Genomic DNA, 20,522 nt, shown 5'->3' on the forward strand with positions numbered 1-20,522 from the left:
GTCTGGCGGAGCTCTATGTCTCGGAGCGTGGGAGCAATGTAAAAGTTGCTCAGATCCGCACACAAAGCGAAAAATTTGACCTGAAAAAGTCGTGCGATAATAGGCCATCAATCGACGATACTCAGGCTCATGAAGATCAGCAATATGGATGTCGACGCCATCTTGGCGAACGTCAGACAACAGCTCCAGGACGACAAGACACTCTCGCCATCTCTGCGCGCAGCCATTGAGATGATGATGGTGCTGATCCAGATGATGACCGGCCGGCTCAACACGAACAGTACCAACAGCAGTACGCCGCCCTCCCAGGATCCGAACCGGCCCAAGAAGAGCCGCAGTAAAGGTGAGCGTAAACCGGGCGGACAGCCTGGCCGTATTGGCAAGACGCTGCAACGGGTCGAGGAGCCGGATGCGATCAAGACCGTGAAGGTCGACCGGCGCACCCTGCCTAAGGGCAGCGCATTCCGCGTGGTCGGCTATGAAAAGCGTCAGGTCTTCGATCTGGATATCAGCCGCTTCGTGACCGAGTACCAGGCCGAGATCCTGGAGAACGAACAGGGGCAACGCGTCACAGCGCCATTCCCGGCCGGTGTTGATCGTCCGGTGCAGTATGGTCCCCGCTTGAAAGCGCATGCGGTGTATCTGTCGCAGTACCAGCTGCTGCCCTACGAACGTGTCCGCGAATACTTTGAGGATCAGGTTGGTATCCCGCTCAGCGCAGGGTCGCTGTTCAACTTCAACCAAGACGCTTTCGACAAAGCTGAGGGCTTCGAGCACTGGGTTAAGGACCGTCTGGCCGAGTCGGTGCTGATTCACGCCGATGAAACCAGCATCAACATCGGTGGCCAACGCCGCTGGCTGCATTGCGCCTCGAATGATGACCTGACCTGGCTGGCGCCCCATGCTCACCGGGGTCACGAGGCGATGGAGGCCATCGGTATCCTGCCGCGCTTCCACGGCGTGCTTTGTCATGACCACTGGAAACCGTACTACCGCTATCAGTGCCGGCATGCGCTCTGTAATGCCCACCATCTGCGCGAGCTTCAGCGCGCCTGGGAGCAGGACAAACAGACCTGGGCGCAGCGCATGCAAACCCTGTTGTGCACCATGGAGGATGCCGTTAAGAGTGCGGGCGGCAGCCTGCCGCCTGAAAAGGCAGAAGGGTGGCGAAAGGCCTACCGGCAATGCCTCAAAAAAGCGGAAGACGAGTGTCCGCCACCGGATGAAAACCAACGGCAGGGCAAGCGTGGTCGGCTCAAACGCTCTCGGGCGCGCAACCTGCTGGAGCGGTTGCGCGACTATGAGGCAGATGTTTTGCGCTTTCTGGACGATCCGGCGGTCCCCTTTACGAACAACCAAGGCGAGCGTGATATCCGTATGCTCAAGGTGCAGCAGAAGATCTCTGGCTGCTTCCGCTCGATGGATGGGGCACAGATCTTCTGTCGTGTGCGCAGCTATCTGTCGACGGCGCGCAAGCAAAACCTGAGTGGTTCCGAGGCGTTGACACTGTTGTTCGAAGGACGTTTGCCGACCTTCATGGCAGCGCCAAGCGATAATCCGAAAACTTTTTAAATCAAGCCAACTGAATAGTTACGAAAAAAGCACCTAAACCCCTTCAAACCAGACACATTATGAACATTACTTTTTCGTAATCATGACTATTTACATTATCGATATGGCAAACTTGCTCAGGGCGTCATACTGGTTTCGAAGACCGCAACGGAAACCTGTCTGACTTGCATCCTGACACCGGAAACACAACGTTCGCTTGACCAAGGCTTATGATGTCACTAACGCTTCGTCTGACCCTGCTCTTTTCCCTGGTATCGGCGGCCATACTGTTCGGCCTCAGCCTGCTCATCCAGCACTCGATAGAAGGCCACTTCGCTGCTCAGGACTTCAACGAGCTCAAACCCAAGTTGAACCAGATCGTCAACCTGGTGAAGCCGACACCCGATTCGACCGATACAACACAACTTGCGGCTAAACTCGATGAAATTGCCCATCGCCACCGCCTGATCAGCTTCCGCATTGACACCCTGAGCAGGCAAAACCTGTACACTTCCGGTTCTTTGGACTTTCCCCTGACATCTCTTACGCCGGGTCAAGTATATGAGGCGGAGTGGTCGCAACAGGGCACCGAGTTCCGGGGAACCGCAATTGCCATATCCGAGGAAACAGCTTTTGGTCAAGGCGTCGTCATCGCTATCGGTATCACAACGTCTCGACATACTCTTTTCATGGAGACATTCATGAGGCAACTCCTGTCCTTCATTCTCATCGCCATACTACTGAGTAGCCTGCTCGGATGGCTGGCCGTTAAAAAGGGCCTGTCGCCCTTACGAATGATCAAGTCGAAAGCACGGGCGGTCAGTGCCGAGAGGCTCGACCAGCGCTTGCCACTGGAATCCGTGCCCACAGAAATTGCAGACTTGGTCAATGAATTAAACCTGATGCTGGATCGACTGGAAGCATCGTTCAGCCGATTGACGCACTTCTCATCGGACATTGCCCACGAGTTGCGTACCCCTCTGAGCAATATGATGACACAGACCCAGGTTTCCCTGTCCCAGTCACGCACCTTGGCTGAATACTCGGACATTCTGGCTTCGAACCTTGAAGAACTCGAGCGTATGTCACGCATGATTTCCGATATGCTCTTTCTTGCCAAAGCCGAGAATGGGCTCGAGCTACCCTCAAGCTCCTGTATAGATCTTGCCACCGAAGTGGAGAAGCTATTCAATTTCTACGAAGCGCTGGCTGACGAAAAACAGATTAAGCTGCAACTACAGGGAAAGGGTACTGCTCAAGGGGATCTCATGATGATCGACCGGGCGCTCAGTAACCTGATATCCAATGCCATACGCCATACTTTTGAAGGCGCCGAAATAAGGATCGACATACAAACTCATGGGGATCAATCACTCGTGACGATCTGTAATCAGGGGCCGCCGATCTCGGAACATGACCAACGTTATATCTTTGACCGCTTCTACCGTTGCGACCGGGCCCGCGCCCATGGTTCAAATGATGGCACAGGGCTTGGCCTGCCAATCACCCGCGCCATCGCCCACGCGCACGGCGGAGAGGTATCGGTATGTTCCAATACCGAGGAAACCTGCTTTACCCTGTCACTCCCGGTACACAACCGCTAACGCTATACTGAAACTGATGCTTGAGGAGGTCAGATTGAAACTGCTGATTGTAGAAGACGAGGTAAAAACAGGCGATTACCTGCGCCAGGGACTGGGCGAAGCTGGCTTCGTTGTCGACCTGGCCCGTACCGGCATGGATGGTTTGGCACTTTTAATGGAGGAACGTTACGACCTGGTGATACTTGACGTGCTGCTGCCAGAGCTGGACGGATGGCAGATTCTACAGGCGATCAGAAAACGTGACAGTTCCACGCCGGTCATGTTCCTGACCGCACTCGACGACGTCGATGACCGGGTCAAGGGGCTCGAACTGGGTGCCGATGACTACCTGATCAAGCCCTTCGCCTTTTCCGAACTACTGGCACGCGTCCGAACATTGTTGCGCCGGGGCCGTAGCCCTTCAGAAACTACTCTGCTGACCGTAGCGGATCTTGAGCTGGACCTGATCAAGCGCAAGGTCAGTCGTCAGAAGCAACGTATTGATCTGACCGCCAAGGAGTTTTCGCTCCTTGAATTGCTGATACGTCGTAAGAGTGAGATTCTGCCTCGTTCACTAATCGCATCGCAAGTATGGGATATGAACTTCGACAGTGATACCAACGTGATCGAAGTTGCCGTACGCCGGCTGCGCAGCAAGGTCGATGACCCCTTTAACAACAAGCTTATTCACACGGTCCGAGGCATGGGGTATGTACTGGAGGAGCGCACCTGAGGCATCAGTGCACCGGCCCTACCAGTACCGCCAGCACCGTGGTAACGGCAAGAATCGCCATGCCTACGGCCTTTTCCAGCATCAGCGAGTGCTTCATCGAACGAGCATCACCAACATGCTTGAGCGCTGGAACCAGATAGAGTTTGTGGAAAGCGGCCAATGCCAGAATTGCACCAACCAATGCTACCTTGAGTATCAGCCAGAAACCGTATTGACTGGTGATCAGGTCAGCTGACCAGCCGGTCAGGCGGTAGCTAAGCACCATGCCTGCGACAAGCACTAAAAGCACGACTGGCAACGCTAGCCTGCCGAATAGCTCCAGTACTTCATGACTCTGCTCAGAGTCGAGCTGGTGTGTGACCAGCCAGAGCGGAAACAGCGAGCCCATCCACCAAGAAATCAGTAGCACATGTGCCGTCAAGGTCACCGCTGACAACATGCCTTCACTTTGAACATGGCCGCTCAGCGTGTAGGAGAACGCCAGTGTAACCATGCCGGCCACGGCCGTGACCAACTGCAGCCAGTGCATGGGACCGGTATTATCCGAGCGCAGGTTGATATAGTGGGAAACCCCCAGCAACAGCATACCCAATCCTGCCCAGATCAGAGCATCGCCCGCCGTGGACTGCCACATGAGCTGCAACATGACAGGCTCGAACATCCCGCTGACTCCGGCTTCAGCCAGCGCACCTGCACGAATCAGGAAGTGGGTGATCAATGCCAGAGGCGCCAGCAGAATACCTGTCAGGGTGTATCGCTTAAGAGCAGGGCCGATAGCCCTGTAACGGTGCAAGAGCCATTCGCCGGCAATACCACCCACCGCGATCGCCATTCCCAGATAGAGCACCCAGCGTGAAGTCAGTGTCAGCCATTCCCAATCGCTCACAGTACCTCCTCCAACCAGTGAAATTCATAGGTTTTTGAAATATACCCCGGGCAACAGGGGCCTGCTCATTGCAATCACCCGAAGCCATTGTTCCTTACTAGCGTTGCTGCAACTCCTGTTTCAGCTTGCGATAGGTATCCATATCGATCTCCCCGCGCGCCAGTCGCTGGTCGAGGATGTCAAGCGCATCCTGCGCCCCCCGATCCTCAGAGCTGCTCGGCCCTTTCAGCCATTTGACCAAAGCCACGATCAGCAACACCATCAGCAGCCAAAACAGAATCATATGGACGCCGCCGAACAGCATCCAGCCCCAGCCATGGACCTGATAATCACCCCACATGGCGGTACCTCCTCATTCACCCGGTCGGGCCGGGCCTGCAGCACAGCGCTGCAGGCAGCCCGGTTCGTTTAGTGCTGCATGAAGCCAAAGGAACCTTTCATCTTGTGCCCATCGTCACCCATGGTGGTCCAATGCACGGTGTAGTTGTCCGGCTGCAGCATCGGTACCGGCACGCTGAACTGCTTGCCCGGCTCCATCATCGGGCTGAAGTCGATCGACACCGGGCGGTTATCGGAACTGATCAGCTTGACGTTGACCAGGCGAACCGGCATGCCGAAGTTCAGTTTGAGTTCGCCGACCTGTTCCATCATCATCGCCCCGTCCATCGGGTGGCTGTCCATCATGTCAGTGTGTGCCATAACCGGTGCGGACAGTGCAATCAGACCGGCAGCCAGCAGGGATTTGAACATACGCATTATCGTGTTTCCTTTTCTGTGGTTGTATCGGAGTGAGCTGCCGGAAATTCAGCTACCAGCGACTCTAGAGTAAGCGTTTTCATTGAACGCCTGCGCCACAAATAGTAGACAGCAGGCAACACTAAAAGGGTCAAAATCACGGCACTGACCATGCCACCGACCATCGGCGCGGCGATACGGCTCATCACTTCAGAACCGGTGCCGCTGCCGTAGAGGATCGGCAACAGGCCGACAATGATCGCGGCAGCTGTCATCATCACCGGTCGCACGCGCAGACCGGCACCATGCAGCACCGCATGGCGCAGGGTTTCCTCGCGCGGCACCACCTGGTGCGCAGCACAGCGCTGCAGCATTTCACGCCAGGCCTGGTTCAGATACACCAACATGATGACGCCGATCTCGACCGCTACCCCGGCCAGGGCGATAAAGCCCACGCCTACGGCAATGGAGAAGTTGAAGCCCTGCCAGTACATAAGCCAGACGCTGCCCACCATTGCCAGCGGCAGTGTGCCCATGATGATCGCCACCTCGGTCAGGTTGCGGAAGTTGAGGTAAAGCAGCACTACAATGATCGCCAGAGTGAGCGGGATCACGTAGGTCAGTTTCTCCTTGGCCCTGAGCATGTATTCGTACTGCCCGGACCAACTGATCGAATAACCGGCCGGCAGCTCCAGTTCGTCGGCCACCACCGCCTGTGCCCGGCTTACATAGGTACCCAAATCCACGCCGTCGATGTCGATGAAAGCCCAGCCGTTCAAGCGCGCGTTTTCACTCTTGATACCGGGCGGGCCGTCTTCGATGTAGATATGCGCCACATCTCCCAGGGCGATACGCTGCCCCGCCGGGGTCACGATCGGCAACAACGCCAGCTGCTCCGGCGAGTCGCGGTATTCCTGCGGATAGCGCACATTGATCGGGTAGCGCTCCAGCCCCTCGATGGTCTGGGAGACGTTCATCCCGCCCACAGCACTGGCCACGATCTGCTGGATATCGGCAATATTGAGGCCGTAACGCGCCGCATCACCTCGCTGAATATCCACCTTAATGTAGCGCCCGCCGGCCACACGCTCGGAATACACCGACGCCGTCCCCGGCACTTCCTTGAGGATGGTTTCCAGTTGCTGGCCAATCGCCTGAATCTGCGACAGCTCCGGCCCAGCGATCTTGATGCCGACCGGGGTCTTGATACCGGTGGCTAGCATGTCGATACGGGTCTTGATCGGCATGACCCAGGCGTTGGTCAGCCCCGGCAGTTTGACCAGCGCATCCAGCTCCTGCTTGAGGCTTTCGGTGGTCACACCTTCACGCCATTCGTCCCGCGGTTTCAGCTGAATAAAGGTCTCGATCATGGTCAACGGGGCCGGGTCGGTGGCCGACTCGGCACGGCCAACCTTGCCGAACACGCTCTTAACCTCCGGTAGGGTCGCAATCAGCTTGTCGGTCTGCTGGAGCAGCTGCCGTGCCTGCCCAATGGAAATGCCGGGATAGGTCGTCGGCATGTACATCAGGTCACCCTCATCCAAATTGGGGATGAACTCGCTGCCGATTTTGTCGACCGGCCAAAAGCCCAGCGCCAGCACCGCCAACGCCCCAAGGAGGGTCATTTTCGGGTACTTCAACACGCCTTTCAGCGTCGGCATGTATACCGCCGTCAGCAAGCGGTTGATCGGATTCTTATGTTCCGGCAACACCTTGCCGCGAATGAAATAGCCCATCAGCACCGGTACCAGAGTGATCGCCAGTGCCGCAGCAGCGGCCATCGCATAGGTCTTGGTGAATGCCAACGGTGAGAACATGCGCCCTTCCTGGGACTCCAATGTAAATACCGGCACAAAGCTGACGGTGATGATCAACAAACTGAAAAACAGAGCAGGCCCCACCTCACTGGCCGAATCCGCCACCACCTTCCAGCGGTTCTCCGGTGTCAGCGGCGTGCGCTCCATGTGCTTATGCATGTTCTCGATCATCACGATGGCGCCGTCGATCATCGCCCCGATGGCGATGGCGATACCACCCAGCGACATGATGTTGGCGTTGATGCCCTGCAAATGCATAACGCCAAAGGCTGCCAGAATACCCACCGGCAGGCTGACAATCGCCACCAGCGACGAGCGGATATGGAACAGGAACAACATGCAAACCAGCGCCACCACCAAGAACTCCTCCAGCAGCTTGTGCCAGAGATTTTCGACGGCGCGACCGATCAGGCCGGAACGGTCATATACAGTGACGATCTCCACCCCGTCCGGCAGGCCGGCCTTCAGGGTTTCGAGCTTGGCCTTCACCCCTTCGATGGTCTTCTGGGCGTTCTCGCCAAAGCGCATGACCACCACGCCACCAACTACTTCTCCGTCTCCGTTCAGTTCGGCAACGCCGCGGCGCATCTGAGGCCCAACGCCGATCTCGGCCACATCCTTGAGCAACAGTGGCGTCCCTTTGACGTTCACCCCAAGCGGAATGCTTTCAAGGTCTGTCACACTCTGGATGTAGCCGCTGGCACGTACCATGTACTCAGCCTCGGCCAGCTCCACTACCGAGGCGCCCACCTCCTGGTTACCCCGGCGTATGGCGTTCTGTACCTGGGCCAGCGGGATGTTCAGCGCCCGCAGCTTCTCCGGATTGACCTGCACCTGGTACTGCTTGACCATGCCGCCGATCGCAGCAACCTCGGACACACCGGGAACCGTCTGCAGCTCGTATTTCAGGAACCAGTCCTGCAGCGAACGCAGCTCGCCAATATCATGCTGGCCGCTGGTGTCCTGCAGGGCATAGAGATACACCCAGCCGACACCTGTCGCGTCCGGCCCCAGCTGGGGACGGGCATTCTCCGGCAGCGAGGGTGCCACCTGAGACAGGTATTCCAGTACCCGGCTACGCGCCCAGTAGATATCGGTATCCTCGTCGAAGATGACGTAGACGTAGGAATCACCGAAAAACGAGAAGCCACGTACGGTTTCGGCACCGGGCACCGACATCATGGCGGTGGTCAGCGGATAGGTGACCTGGTCTTCGACCACCTGCGGCGCCTGGCCGGGGTAGCTGGTCTTGACGATTACCTGCACATCGGACAGGTCCGGTATCGCATCGACCGGGGTATTTTTCAGCGACCAGGCGCCCCAGCCCAGCAGCAGCAGAGTGGCCAGCAGCACGAAGAAGCGGTTGCCGACCGACCAGCGAATAACAGATTCAATCATTGGGCCTCCTCACTGCTGCCGGAAGCGTCCTGATCCATGGTATGCATGCTGTGATCCATGGCGTCCATCGCAGGCGAATCCGTCCCTCCTTCGCCCGGCTCGGTGATGAAGGCGTCAACAACCTCATAACCGCCGCCGTCGAGCTTGCTTACCTCTATCTGCCCCTTGGCACCAGGGGCCAACTCGGACATATCGACAAACTCGGAGACATTGAAGTCCATGCGCATTTCAGGCCAGCCCCAGTCGGGAATGGCTGCATGGCTAACGTTGATCTTGCCCTGCTCAGGCATCACCGCATTGACCGTGGCATCCACCCAGACACGGGTCGGCCTGGCCTTGGGCGCGCTGTCCCCCGCCTGACTGTCAGCTTCCGCGTTCGCCATGAACACGTCACTGATCTCATAACCGCCCGCGTCCAGCTTGCGCACTTCAACCTGCCCCTTGGCACCCGGGGTCAGTTCGGTCATATCAACAAGCTCGGAGACCGCGAAGTCCATGCGCATTTCGGGCCAGCCCCAGTCGGGAATCGCGGCATGGTTAACGTTGACCTTGCCCTGTTCGGGCATCACCGCATTGACGGTGGCATCCACCCAGACCCGGGTCGGCTTGACCTTGGGCGCGCTACTGTCTTCCTGAGCGACAGCACTGCCGGCCTCCTCATCCCCGTAGTACATACGCTTGAAATCGGAGGTCTTGCTGGATTCGGAATCGAGCAGGAACTGGGCCGAGGTGACCACCCGCTCTCCCTCGCGGACTCCGTTCAGGACTTCGATTCGGTCGCCGTCACTGCGGCCGGTACGCACATGCACCGACTTGAAACGGCCCTCGCCCAGCGCCAGCACCACCCGGTTGTTGCCACCACCACGGATCACCGCCTCACGGGGCACACTGAGAATATCGCTCGCGGTCTCGTTGTGGATCTGCACCTGTGCAAACATGTTGGGTTTGAGCAGGTGATCGGCGTTGTCGAAACGCATGCGCACCCTCAGGGTACGGGTATCCGAATCCAGAGTCGGGTAGATGTAATCCACGCGTCCCTGCCATTCGCGTCCCGGCAGATAGTCCAGCTCCATGCTGACCGGCAGGCCGGGCTTAACCAGGCTGGCCTGACGCTCGAACACTTCCGCCTCAACCCAGACCTCATCAAGGCTGCCGATGGACATCAGCGTCATGCCCGGCTGTACAAACAGCCCCTCGCGCAAGGTAAAGTCATCGACTACCCCGGTAATCGGGGCGTAGAAAGTGACAGTTTGCGAGACCTTGCGCTCACGGCGCAGTGTCTTGATCACTTCATCAGACACGTTCAGCGAGCGCAGACGGGACTCCGCGGCCTGCGCCAATCGGCTGTCACCACGACCCAGTGCAAATAGCAGTTCCTCCTGGGCATTGACCAGCGCCGGCGAGTAGAGCTCGTACAGTGGCTGCCCCTGCTCGACCGGTTCACCGGCTGCCTGCACATGAATCCGCTCGACCCAGCCTTCCACGCGAGGGTGCAGGTGCACGATCCGATCCTGGTCGTACTGCACATAGCCGACGGTGCTGACTTCAAAACTGAGGGCACTGTGCGCAACACTGGCGGTTCGAACGCCCAGATTGTTGACCACTTCAGGCGATATCCGAATGGTCCCGGCGCCCTCATCAGGGCCGGAGGTCGCGTCTTCCTCGTAGACCGGAATCAGATCCATCCCCATGGGCGACTTGCCGGGCTTATCACGCCGGTAATTGGGATCCATGGGGGCCACCCAGTAAAGCGGCTCGGGTTCACCCGAGGCGTTGGAGCCACTGCTGGTTGCAGAGTTAGCCCCCGGATTCAGGACATAAACCGCCCCGCCGCCGATCACACCACCCAGGACCAGTACGCCCAGAAATTTAACCGTTCCATTCATGTTCACATCTCCTCCTGGCGCACCTGGGTCATGAGGTAATTAAGCTGGGCGACCTGCTTCTGCTGCTCGGCCATGATTTCAATTTCCGCCAGACGGGCATTCAACTCAGCGATACGGGCACGTACGACTTCGGCAAAGTCGCCCACATCCCGGGTATAGGCATTCAGTGCCGCCTCGGCCGCCTGCGCGGTCTGCGGCAACAGCTGTTTTCGATAAAGGGAAAGACGCTCATTCAGACGCTGCAAAGCCGCCATCGAGGTATCGTGAGCAGCCAACAGCTGGCGCAGCTTGAGCAACCGCTCGGTGCGTACGACCTCTGCCCGGGAAGCGGCCGATGCCACTTCACCATCCTGGCGACGGGTGGAAAACAGCGGCACCTCCATACTCACGCCCAGGCTGAACAGGTCCGCTCGGTCCTGCCCCATGGGATCATCGCCTCGATAGCCGTAGCTGGCGCTGACGCCCCAGGCCGGCTTGTAGCTCTGCTCGGCAAGGCGAATATCGGTTTGGGCCACTTCGATCTGCCGATCGAACAGCACCACTGACGGGTGTTGCAGGAAAAAGCGTGCACGACTGTCCTCTCCGCTCTCGGATTGCAACTGCCGATCCAGCACCAAAGCCGGAGGCTGGGCCGCAATTTCAACCGCGGCGACATCAACCAGTCCGGTTGAACGCTCACGGGCAGCGGCAAGCCATTCTGAAAGACGACCACGCAGGGTGTCGTACTGCAGATCGAGACGACTGATCTTGTCCTCCAGCTGAGTCAGTTCAAGCTGGGCACGCACCACATCCTGCTGCTGTGTCTTACCCAGGCCGACCATATAGCTGGAGGTCGCTACATCCTCAAGCTGTTTGAACAAGCGCCGGTTACGCTGAATGAGCGTCAGGCTTTCCCGCGCCCGCCAGGCATCGATCCACAACTGGCTTACCTGCATGCGCACCTGGGCACGGCGTTCCAGGCGCATCAGGGGCTGCAAATGGGCTTCCTGGCTGAAGCGCTGTTCCTTGAGTTCCAGTGTGTCGCCCCGTGGCAGCATCTGGGAAATCCCGAGCGCAAACTGGGTCATCCCCTCCTGGCCAAAGTCAAAGCTGTCGGTCGGCATATTGGCCAGGGCAAGGCTGATTTTCGGGTCGGGCAGCGCCCCTGCCGCATCGGCCATGGCGCGCTTGGCCGTTTCATTGTGGTGGCTGGAACTCAGCCAGATATCGTTGGCCAGCGCCTGATCGACGACCTGCTCCAACGTAAGCTCGGCAGCATGGATAGAGCTGCTCAGTAACAAGCTGGCAGCCAGTCCCCAGCTCCGCAGGCGGGCCTTGTGATCTGTTGTCATAACATCCTCGTCTGAACGCAATCATGGGACTATCCGCAGGGGACAGAGACCATGAACAATCGGTAAAACCGGCCCTGTCAGGCCGATAACTCAGAAGGGTTCAGACGTTACGGGGAGGTCGGCCGGGAGGGGCCAGTACCAGGGAAAGCAGCTGATAGCCGCCGGAACTGAAGTATTCGCGAGCGGTATAAGGCATGACGCCCAAGGGTTGGCTGAGGAGCCCCTGAGACGAGAAGCAGTGATCAGGTGAGCAGTCCGGTGTATTCTGGCAAGTGCTGCCATAAGAGTCATCACCGGATAACCGTTGATGCTCGGCACACCCCGTGGACCTGGACGGCACTAGGTGCCCGGCATGCTCAGCCATCGCTACAGGCTGACTGAGAGCAGGAGTGGATTCATCCACCGGCATTACCATCGGCATCAGCTGATCCGCACGCGCCACCGCCGACAACACAAAGGCCATCAAATATAGCAACAGGGCAATGTAGGAACGAATACGCACGGATCTTTCACCCGAAAGGAGTTTCAGCCAATAAGCTCTTTTAATTTAAAGCGTTGGGCCAAGTGACTCAAGAAAAAACAGACTGGATTACACAGATGTAATCTTGCGGACAGCTAGCCAATCACGTTTCATAAAAAGCCAATGACTACTCTCCAACCATCTGTTTGATACACGGCAATATATCCTGATCAGACCTGCATTGGCTTCGCTGCTGCTGGCAATGGTTACCTGGCATGAACTATTCGCAGGAACCGTTTTGGGGTTTATTGCTTCGGCTGTGTTGGCGTCAAGCGTCACTCTGCCATGAATATAACGGCGTCAGGAGCCATGGTTATCGTCAATACCGTGGTTACTGTGCAGGCCAAGTTCAAACTGGATGCGTAGGATACGGCTTTGGCGCTGGCTCCATGCTGGCTGCCCTATCAGTACCAGCATTGCTGAAGCGTTTCAGTGATCGTAGCCTCATGTTATAGGCCAGCTTGCTGTTGGTACTGGATCTATTGATAGCCTCACAGATCAGTGATTTGAAACAGCTTCTCGTCATCTGGGCGCTACTGGTCATTGGCTCTGCTCTTGTGCAAACCCCTTCAGGGCGTTTGCTAACCCGCTCCACACATCCCAAGGATCGTCCTGATCTGTTCGCGGCTCAATTTTCACAGTCGCATGCCTGCTGGCTGTTGGCATATACACTGGCCGGGTGGCTAGGGGCCACCTGGGGAATGACGAACACGTTTTTAGTGTTTGCACTTTAAGCCTTGCTGGCAGCGATAGTTGGGTGGCGACTATGGCCTGCAAATGATCTGAGTGAAATTGATCATTGCCATGATGAACTGCCCGAAGGGCACTCTCACTTGAACGGAAGTCAACGACACCATAAGCATCCGTTCTAGATTGATGACCTGCGTATTCGATGGCCAAGGTAACCAGGCCTTCAAACAAAAGGAATGCCAAAATTCGAACCTGGAAGTGCATCAAGGTGTAAAACCTATATGCGTAGTGCAATTTAATGGTCACTTCAGGTCGATGTAAATAATGTCCGCTTTGTGCGCAAATGCGCCAGCTGACTGCCCACACCAAACGAATACCTACCGGCATCACACAACCCCCTGCCCCACCACCTTCCGGCTCTGCTCAATCAGATCGAGCAGAGTGTCCGCATACCGGCTCGCGCGTTCTGAATCCATCCAGCGGGCGTAGTCGATCTGGCTCAGATTGTCCTGCTTCCCGAGCAGCCAGGAGGAGTCGATGTAGTCAACAATCAGCGGCTCGTTGTCCTGTAGAAACGCCTCAAGCGCTTGCTGTGCAGATGACAGGCCGCCTTCTGCCAGTTGGCCGGCAGGTCGGTTGAAGCGGAAGTTGTCGATCAATTGTTCCAGCGTCATCGTCAGGCCGGGATGCTCTTCGCGCAGCGACATGAACTGTTGCATGAGTGATTCCAGGCGCGCTTTGGCATCGTTGATCAGGTTCTGACGGATATCATCGGGCTGGCTATTGAGGTAGTCGACACCCTGCCAGGACAGTTCACGCAACGTGCGACTGTTCGTCCCCGTTTCCCAGGGCTCAAGGCCGTATTGCTGATATACCAGCTGTTCGGCACGCCGGCCATTGGCCTCAATTTTTTGCCATTCCAGACGGTTTCGTGGAAATTCGTCCAGCTGAAGTTGCTTGTTTGCGATGGATTCAAGGCTGAGGCTGTGTTGGGCCACAAAGGCTTCCAGACGATCCTGTTGCGGATGCAGGCTGCCATCAGGCAGTTGGCCAACAGGATCACCATGTTTGATGTTATCGAGCAGGTCCTGAAGGTTAACCTCGGGCTCCAGGTCCGACAGGGCACTGTAAAACTGATCCCTCATTGGCTGATACAGGGTTTGATAGGACTGAATCAACGCCTGTTTGTCGCTGTGATACAGCTGACCGGAAACGGCATTTTTCAACATATTCGCGTCGCCGATTCTCAAGCCAATTTCGATCATGCGGTGTGCCAAATCGGCGTACGCCTGCGGATCGAATGTCTCATTGGCCCTATGGTGTGCAGTGACATCGTTAAACACCATGAAACTGGACAGATCATCACTCAGACCGCCGGCACCGTCTCGGTTCAGTTGATATACCGCTGTATTGGTCAATGCATCGCTGCGTTCCCGAGCGCCTTCCAGCCCGGCGTAACGATGCCTCTCGATGACCTGATCAACCGCTTCAGAGCGGGATATCTGTTGTTGGTCCAGCCAATCCCCCAGGTGATCAGGCACCTGTTTCAGGTTCTCATAATGCTCCAGCATCGTTTCGATGTCGGACTGGTTGTCCTGCCAGAATTGATTCAGGCGTTCCTCTTTGGCAAGCCGCGTGCCGTCAGCATTTTCACTGGGATGACGCCCGGCCAAAGCGTTCTCGGCCAGTTGATCAAGCTCCACCGAGACGGGAAAATCCTCGTCCAGCGCTTCGGCCAACCGGTAGGACAGGGTGAAACAGTCATCCAGATAAGCACCCGCGTAGCCGCGCCGCTGGGCGACCATCTGTTCAAGATAGCTGGCGGCTTCAACACCGGCGGGACCGGCTTCCATCAGGGCCCACCACTGATTGTTTGCCTGCTCACTCCACTGGGTAATTTCGAAGCGCTGCAGGCCCTCTTCTGACATCATCGCAAGCGTCGTCGTGTATTCCCCGACCAGCCCCTGGGAGACCAGATCATTGATCTCTTTGTGAATTGCAGTCCGCGCCTGAATTTGGCTCGGTGTGCTGTTCGGGATTAACGATGTGATGGAGATACTCACTCTGACGTCCTCTGCCTGCGTGATAAATACTCAAAAGCCGGATACACAGCATTTATCAGCAACGAATGTACCAACCCCACATTTCCAGAGTGGTTTCAACACGTTCAGCGATGGATACAGAACGAAGGGATAGGCAGAACCGGCAGACGCTTGCCGATCTATTTCTCTGGTATGAAAGCCTGGCGGCAAAGCGCAGCCCACGCCACGGATAAGCTCACGCGCCATGCCTACAGCATGACGGCGCTGAAGTTTAGAAGGGCGACCACCAGGGTGAGGATTTCAGGCTGTGTCTGCAGCTTCTGAGCTGCTCCCCATACATCCGGGCGTTGGCATCCACCTTTCGCGCAACGCTGACCAGCCAGCCCTTGCTGTTATAGGTTTTGCGTTGCCAGCCGCCGTGCCCTTCGTGGTACGCCAGATACTGGTTGTAGGCGTCCCACTTGGAGATGCCCAATGTCTTTTGCGACACGTCAGCATACCAGCCCATGAAATCGACCGCATCGTCGTAGTCATCACGGTCAGCACCCCAGTTACCGGTCCTGTCCTTGTACCAGTCCCATGTCTCGTCTTTTACCTGGGCATATCCGTACGCGCTGGATACTCGCCACCACATGGGGATGCCGAGGAAGCTGTCGCGAGGAGGGGCGGCATTGTGCCTGAAGCTGGACTCCTGTCGCATGATGGCCAGCTGCACCTGAATCGGCAGGCCATACTTTCGCTCAACCGTCAGAGAGGCATCAAACCAGTCGGGCTTCTCGCGAAAGATCCGGCAGGCATTTTCCACATTGGACGGCGGTGTGGTCGCACAGGACGCCAACAGAAGAGGCAACATCAGAAACAAACAGATTCTTTGCATACGTACACCGGCAACCGGATGAGCAGTTAAAACCGTTTTTGATACCGGTGGCAATAAGGCGTCTTGCCCGTGCGCACGTAGTAGTCCTGATGGAACTCTTCGGCACGCCAGAACGGTGCCATCGGCAGAACCCGCGTCACCACACCCAGCCCCTGATTTTCCAGCTGTGCAATCAGCTTTTCGCTGATGCCACGCTCTTCGTCATCCTGCACGAAAATGGCAGATGCATATTGAGGCCCGATATCGGGCCCCTGACCGTTTTCCTGAGTCGGGTCGTGAATCTCAAAGAACAGCTTGGCCAGTGTTTCAAAATCAACTTTTGCCGGGTCGTACAGCACTTCCACGGTTTCCAGATGACCGGTCTGCTTGCCACACACCTGTTCATAACTGGGGTTATCCACATGACCGCCCATGTAACCGGACACAACCGACACCACACCGGGGTGCTGCTGCAGCAGGTGCTCAACCCCCCAGAAACAGCCGCCAGCGAAATAGGCGGTCTTCAGGGTACTGCCCTGCTGCTGTGCCAGTTCTTCGGCACTGATGAAGTCCATGGAAATGGAGTTGACGCAATGGCGCACGTTCTTGCGTGTCAGCATTTCGCCTTCAAATACGTGTCCCAGATGACCGCCGCAGTTGGCACAGAGAATTTCGGTGCGGCGGCCGTCTGCGTCCACTTCACGACGAATGGCGCCTTCAATTTCATCATCAAAGCTGGGCCAGCCGCAGTGGGAGGGGAACTTGTCTTCAGAGCGGTAGAGGTGCGCCCCACACTGTTTGCAGGCATAGACACCGGTTTCAAAATGCTCGTTGTACTCGCCGGTGAAAGGTCGCTCCGTCCCCTTTCGGATGATGACGTACTCTTCTTCAGGGGTCAGCTTTCTGTAGGACATGATCTACCTCGGCACGGGAAATTGTGTGTTATTTTGCCGTTTCGTGCAGCAGCCACTGCTTGATGACATCGGCCATCTCGGCACTCAGACTCGAGAACGCGTCGACGACATCGGCCAGCTCACTGCTGTCGGCAGGGCGGCTGATATCTAGCGAGGTTTCAGCCAGAATCGTGCGCCCGTTGGCTTCTACCAGCTGCAGGTGGCCACGGATCACAACCGTGGGTACCCCTTGATGATATTCGGTCTGAAAGGCGTCCAGTCGGGATACCAGCACGCGGTCCGCTGCCAGACGCACTTCGTCTCCGCTGATCTGACTGAAGCGGCTGTCCCGCTGCAGGGCCGAAATCAGCAGATCACGCCACAGCTCCGGTATCGCACTGTTCCAGCGAGCGCCCGCATATACACTTGGGGGCTTGCCTTCCGGCACCACCAGCATGTGGCGGCCATTGAGCAGATCCGGGGTTTGGGGGCGTAGTACTCTCAGGCTTTCCACCTGTACGCTTTGACCCGCGACGGCGGGTACAGGTTCCAGTGCCCAGCTCTGTACCGGCTCAGCCGAGGGCAGCCAGCTGCAGCCCGCCAACCCCATCGTCAGTAACCCCGTAAACAGCAGATGTCTCATGTACACAGTCCCCATCAAGGCGTAAATTCAGGTGCAGGCGGTCGCCCGGTCAGGTAGGCAGCCGGGTCCTCTTCCAGTCTCGACAGGATGCGACTCAGGGTGCCCAGACTGCGTTGCAACTCCTGCATGACCGGGCCGATCTCGGCCATGCCCTGCAGACCGTTGTCCAGTGCGCTCGCATTGCGGCTCAACAGGCGCTCCAGCTGTTCACCGCTCTGTGCCAGCGACTGCATCGCCCGGCGCCCATCCACCACCATCGGCGCCCCCTGATCGGACAGCAGCCGGTCGGCATGGTTGATCAATTGGGTCGCGGCCTGCAGAACCTTTTGTGCCTCTTCAGCCGTTGTGCTCAGATTGGCCAGCGTCTCACCCACCCCCGATCTGGATTCGACCAGCTCCTCGGACACCTGCTCCAGGTTATGGATGATGCGGCCAATGCGGTCGATGTTTTCCGGTGACAGCAATTCAGCCCCCTGCTCTACCAGTTCGTTCACACCGGTGAGCAGTGCTTCGCCGTTACCCAGCAATGCCCCGATCGGTGATGGATCGGCTTCGATGACCGGTGGCCCTTCCTTTGGCCGCTCCAGCGCTGGGGCCTGCGGATTGTCGGAACTGAGCAGAATATTGGCCGCTCCGGTAATGTTGGCGATCGCCAGCCGCGCACGTGTCCCCTGGTTGATCGGCGTCACGGCACTGACCTCCATGTCCGCCAGGACGCGGCGAGGGTCAGCCGGGTCCAGCTGAAGCTGTTTTACTTCACCCACGCGCAGGCCGTTGTACTGAACCAGGCTGCCCACGGTAAGGCCTGTTACCGCCTCGTTGAAAACCACGCGATAGCGCCGTGTTTCCTGCTGCTGTCCGGACTGAACCAGCCAGATGCCAAAAAACAGCGCCGCCAAAAGCCCCGCCAGAGTGAACAGTCCAATCAGCACATGATGTGCACGTGTTTCCATGCTTACCTCTCCCCTGCCGCCGCGTAGGCGGCACGGCCTCTTGGGCCATTAAAATAGGCCTGTATCCATTCATCGTTATGGCGAGATACACGCTCGGGTGTATCCGCGACCAGCACCCGCTTCTGCGACAGTACCGCGATACGGTCACAGGCGGTCCAGAGTGAATCCAGATCATGCGTCACCATGAACACCGCCACCCCCAGTGCGTTGCGCAGGGTCAGCAGCAACTGGTCAAAATCGGCGGCGCCGATGGGGTCCAGCCCTGCGGTGGGCTCGTCCAGAAACAGCACATCCGGGTCCAGCGCCAGTGCCCGGGCCAATGCAGCACGTTTCACCATACCACCGGACAGTGAAGCCGGGTACAGATCACCGGCATGTGGTGCGAGCCCCGTCAGCGCCAGTTTGACCTCTGCCAACGCCTCGGCATCAGCACGACTCAGTCCGGCATGCTCGATCAACGGCAAGGCCACATTTTCCCGAACGGTCAGCGAGCTGAACAACGCGCCGCCCTGAAACAGCACCCCCAGACGCTGCTCAAGCCGGGAGCGTCTTGCCCCTGACAATGCCAGCAGATTCTGACCGAACAGACGAATCTCACCCGTACTGGGACGGTTCAAACCCACAATCGAGCGCAGCAGTACCGACTTGCCGGTACCCGAACCGCCCACCACACCCAGGATCTCACCGGGATACAGATCGAGATCCAGATGCTCATGCACCGTGTTGCGACCAAAACGGTTGCACAGGCCACGCACCTCAATCAGCGGGGACGGCTTGATATCCTTTGTCATCACCACCCCATCTCCATGAAAAACAGCGCCGCCAGCGCATCCAGCAATATCACCATAAAGATTGACTGAACCACGGCGGAGGTGGTGTGACGCCCGACGGATTCGGCACTGCCACTGACCTTAAAGCCCTCCATGCAGCCGATCACGGCCACCACAAAGGCAAACAGCGGCGCTTTCACCAACCCGACCAGATAGTGCTTCAACGGTACATCCGCCAGAATGCCGAAGAACTGCCCCAGCGGAATATCCAGCGATACCAGCGCCACCAGTGCACCACCGGTCAGGCCGGATATGATCGCCACGAAGGTCAGCAGCGGCAGCGTGATCAACAACGCCAGCACGCGCGGCACCACCAACAGCTCCATGGGACTAAGCCCCAGCGTTCGCAATGCATCCAACTCTTCGTTGGCTTTCATGGAACCGATCTGAGCGGTAAACGCACTGGCCGTTCGACCCGCCAGCAGGATGGCTGCCAAAATCACGCCAAATTCTCGCAGAAAGGCGTAGGCCACCAGATTCACAGTATAGATTTCGGCGCCAAACTCACCCAGTACCGTCGCCCCCAGAAAGGCCACCACGGCACCCACCAGAAAGGTGAGCAGCGCCACGATCGGGACAGCATTGAGCCCGGTTTCGTGAATCTGATTCACCAGTGCGGTCATGCGCCAGCGCCATGGCCGCAATACAATGCCGAACAGCGTCTGCAATACCAGTCCGATAAAGCCGCTCAACTCCCAGAAGTGACGGAAGACGATCTCGCTTTGCTCGCCAAGATGCGCCAATGCGGCAATCAGCGGCGAGGGCTTGGGTGAAGGCTCTGCCGGTTCTCGCGACAACGCCTTTATCACCACCTGCAGCAACCCCTTGCGCTCGGGTTGCAGCGTCTGGCTCTGTTCAATCAGGGTGCGCAGTCGATCCGCACCAAACCAGTTTGCCAGCAGCGTCGCGCCAGCCGTATCCAGTGCCTGGATGTCCTCCAGCTGCAGCACACAATCCCCTTCGGGGGACGACTGCTGCGCAAGCATCTGCTTCAGGTGCCGATAGTGAGACAGCGTCCAGCTGCCACCCAGACACACCCGCTGGTCGTGCCACTCAATCCAGCCGGGGGCGGTATCGGTTGTCATCGCCGGTTTTTGCATCCCTGTGCGCACCTGAATAGCCTGTTGAAAGGCTCATTTTCCTCCCCCTGCCCCTTTGCTGCAATAGCGAAGGCT

General features: G+C 57.6%; 18 protein-coding genes. 3 read left to right on the top strand and 15 right to left on the bottom strand.

What is annotated here, in order from left to right:
- Positions 1-129: 129 nt before the first annotated feature.
- From tnpC to CFI10_RS14810, 3 genes are all read left to right on the top strand, one after another.
- Entirely contained in the window at positions 130-1,572 is a 1,443-nt protein-coding gene (gene tnpC / locus CFI10_RS14800; RefSeq protein WP_206834310.1) for an IS66 family transposase, read from the top strand.
- Positions 1,573-1,781: 209 nt separating this feature from the next.
- The gene (locus tag CFI10_RS14805) at positions 1,782-3,155 is read left to right on the top strand and encodes a heavy metal sensor histidine kinase (protein WP_206835731.1); all 1,374 of its coding nucleotides are present in this window, start codon (positions 1,782-1,784) and stop codon (positions 3,153-3,155) included.
- A 34-nt stretch (positions 3,156-3,189) separates the two neighbouring features.
- Positions 3,190-3,867 (top strand): heavy metal response regulator transcription factor, encoded by a 678-nt coding sequence (locus CFI10_RS14810; protein ID WP_206835734.1) that lies wholly within the window; start codon positions 3,190-3,192, stop codon positions 3,865-3,867.
- 4 nt (positions 3,868-3,871) lie between these two features.
- On the opposite strand, the gene CFI10_RS14815 is transcribed toward CFI10_RS14810, so the two are convergent.
- From CFI10_RS14815 to CFI10_RS14885, 15 genes are all read right to left on the bottom strand, one after another.
- Positions 3,872-4,753, bottom strand: a complete 882-nt coding sequence (locus CFI10_RS14815; protein WP_206835738.1) for a CopD family protein — start codon at positions 4,751-4,753, stop codon at positions 3,872-3,874.
- Between the two features lie 97 nt (positions 4,754-4,850).
- Positions 4,851-5,093 (bottom strand): SHOCT domain-containing protein, encoded by a 243-nt coding sequence (locus CFI10_RS14820; RefSeq protein ID WP_206835743.1) that lies wholly within the window; start codon positions 5,091-5,093, stop codon positions 4,851-4,853.
- Positions 5,094-5,161: 68 nt separating this feature from the next.
- Positions 5,162-5,509 (bottom strand): copper resistance CopC family protein, encoded by a 348-nt coding sequence (locus tag CFI10_RS14825; RefSeq protein WP_206835748.1) that lies wholly within the window; start codon positions 5,507-5,509, stop codon positions 5,162-5,164.
- Positions 5,509-8,703 carry an efflux RND transporter permease subunit gene (locus CFI10_RS14830; protein ID WP_206835752.1) on the bottom strand — a complete coding sequence of 1,065 codons (3,195 nt, stop codon included), beginning with the start codon at positions 8,701-8,703 and terminating at the stop codon, positions 5,509-5,511. The genes CFI10_RS14825 and CFI10_RS14830 overlap by 1 nt, the downstream gene beginning before the upstream one ends.
- Entirely contained in the window at positions 8,700-10,589 is a 1,890-nt protein-coding gene (locus CFI10_RS14835; RefSeq protein WP_206835755.1) for an efflux RND transporter periplasmic adaptor subunit, read from the bottom strand. The genes CFI10_RS14830 and CFI10_RS14835 overlap by 4 nt, the downstream gene beginning before the upstream one ends.
- 2 nt (positions 10,590-10,591) lie before the next feature.
- Entirely contained in the window at positions 10,592-11,920 is a 1,329-nt protein-coding gene (locus tag CFI10_RS14840; protein WP_206835758.1) for a TolC family protein, read from the bottom strand.
- 100 nt (positions 11,921-12,020) lie between these two features.
- Entirely contained in the window at positions 12,021-12,422 is a 402-nt protein-coding gene (locus tag CFI10_RS14845; RefSeq protein WP_206835761.1) for a hypothetical protein, read from the bottom strand.
- Positions 12,423-12,980: 558 nt separating this feature from the next.
- The gene (locus CFI10_RS14850; RefSeq protein ID WP_206835764.1) at positions 12,981-13,517 is read right to left on the bottom strand and encodes a hypothetical protein; all 537 of its coding nucleotides are present in this window, start codon (positions 13,515-13,517) and stop codon (positions 12,981-12,983) included.
- A complete protein-coding gene (locus CFI10_RS14855; protein ID WP_206835767.1) occupies positions 13,517-15,193 on the bottom strand; it encodes a hypothetical protein in 1,677 nt (558 codons plus the stop codon). Before CFI10_RS14855 ends, CFI10_RS14850 begins: the two co-directional genes overlap by 1 nt.
- 250 nt (positions 15,194-15,443) lie before the next feature.
- Positions 15,444-16,049 (bottom strand): transglycosylase SLT domain-containing protein, encoded by a 606-nt coding sequence (locus CFI10_RS14860; protein WP_206835770.1) that lies wholly within the window; start codon positions 16,047-16,049, stop codon positions 15,444-15,446.
- Positions 16,050-16,075: 26 nt separating this feature from the next.
- Positions 16,076-16,942 carry a bifunctional methionine sulfoxide reductase B/A protein gene (locus CFI10_RS14865; RefSeq protein WP_206835773.1) on the bottom strand — a complete coding sequence of 289 codons (867 nt, stop codon included), beginning with the start codon at positions 16,940-16,942 and terminating at the stop codon, positions 16,076-16,078.
- A 28-nt stretch (positions 16,943-16,970) separates the two neighbouring features.
- On the bottom strand, positions 16,971-17,564 hold the full coding sequence (locus CFI10_RS14870) for an ABC-type transport auxiliary lipoprotein family protein (protein WP_206835775.1): 594 nt from the start codon (positions 17,562-17,564) through the stop codon (positions 16,971-16,973).
- 14 nt (positions 17,565-17,578) lie between these two features.
- Positions 17,579-18,517, bottom strand: a complete 939-nt coding sequence (locus CFI10_RS14875; RefSeq protein WP_206835778.1) for an MlaD family protein — start codon at positions 18,515-18,517, stop codon at positions 17,579-17,581.
- Between the two features lie 2 nt (positions 18,518-18,519).
- The gene (locus CFI10_RS14880; RefSeq protein ID WP_206842201.1) at positions 18,520-19,308 is read right to left on the bottom strand and encodes an ABC transporter ATP-binding protein; all 789 of its coding nucleotides are present in this window, start codon (positions 19,306-19,308) and stop codon (positions 18,520-18,522) included.
- Positions 19,308-20,432, bottom strand: a complete 1,125-nt coding sequence (locus tag CFI10_RS14885; protein WP_206842203.1) for an MlaE family ABC transporter permease — start codon at positions 20,430-20,432, stop codon at positions 19,308-19,310. Before CFI10_RS14885 ends, CFI10_RS14880 begins: the two co-directional genes overlap by 1 nt.
- Between the last annotated feature and the right edge of the window lie 90 nt (positions 20,433-20,522).

Source organism: Marinobacterium iners (assembly GCF_017310015.1).
GTDB lineage: Bacteria > Pseudomonadota > Gammaproteobacteria > Pseudomonadales > Balneatricaceae > Marinobacterium > Marinobacterium iners.

Coding starts and splice junctions, on each gene's coding strand:
- CFI10_RS14865 (WP_206835773.1), bottom strand. CDS start 16,942: ATGTCCTACAGAAAGCTGACCCCTGAAGAAGAGTACGTCATCATCCGA.
- CFI10_RS14825 (WP_206835748.1), bottom strand. CDS start 5,509: ATGCGTATGTTCAAATCCCTGCTGGCTGCCGGTCTGATTGCACTGTCC.
- CFI10_RS14830 (WP_206835752.1), bottom strand. CDS start 8,703: ATGATTGAATCTGTTATTCGCTGGTCGGTCGGCAACCGCTTCTTCGTG.
- CFI10_RS14860 (WP_206835770.1), bottom strand. CDS start 16,049: ATGCAAAGAATCTGTTTGTTTCTGATGTTGCCTCTTCTGTTGGCGTCC.
- CFI10_RS14805 (WP_206835731.1), top strand. CDS start 1,782: ATGATGTCACTAACGCTTCGTCTGACCCTGCTCTTTTCCCTGGTATCG.
- CFI10_RS14840 (WP_206835758.1), bottom strand. CDS start 11,920: ATGACAACAGATCACAAGGCCCGCCTGCGGAGCTGGGGACTGGCTGCC.
- CFI10_RS14885 (WP_206842203.1), bottom strand. CDS start 20,432: ATGACAACCGATACCGCCCCCGGCTGGATTGAGTGGCACGACCAGCGG.
- CFI10_RS14820 (WP_206835743.1), bottom strand. CDS start 5,093: ATGTGGGGTGATTATCAGGTCCATGGCTGGGGCTGGATGCTGTTCGGC.
- CFI10_RS14870 (WP_206835775.1), bottom strand. CDS start 17,564: ATGAGACATCTGCTGTTTACGGGGTTACTGACGATGGGGTTGGCGGGC.
- tnpC (WP_206834310.1), top strand. CDS start 130: ATGAAGATCAGCAATATGGATGTCGACGCCATCTTGGCGAACGTCAGA.
- CFI10_RS14880 (WP_206842201.1), bottom strand. CDS start 19,308: ATGACAAAGGATATCAAGCCGTCCCCGCTGATTGAGGTGCGTGGCCTG.
- CFI10_RS14835 (WP_206835755.1), bottom strand. CDS start 10,589: ATGAATGGAACGGTTAAATTTCTGGGCGTACTGGTCCTGGGTGGTGTG.
- CFI10_RS14875 (WP_206835778.1), bottom strand. CDS start 18,517: ATGGAAACACGTGCACATCATGTGCTGATTGGACTGTTCACTCTGGCG.
- CFI10_RS14850 (WP_206835764.1), bottom strand. CDS start 13,517: ATGCCGGTAGGTATTCGTTTGGTGTGGGCAGTCAGCTGGCGCATTTGC.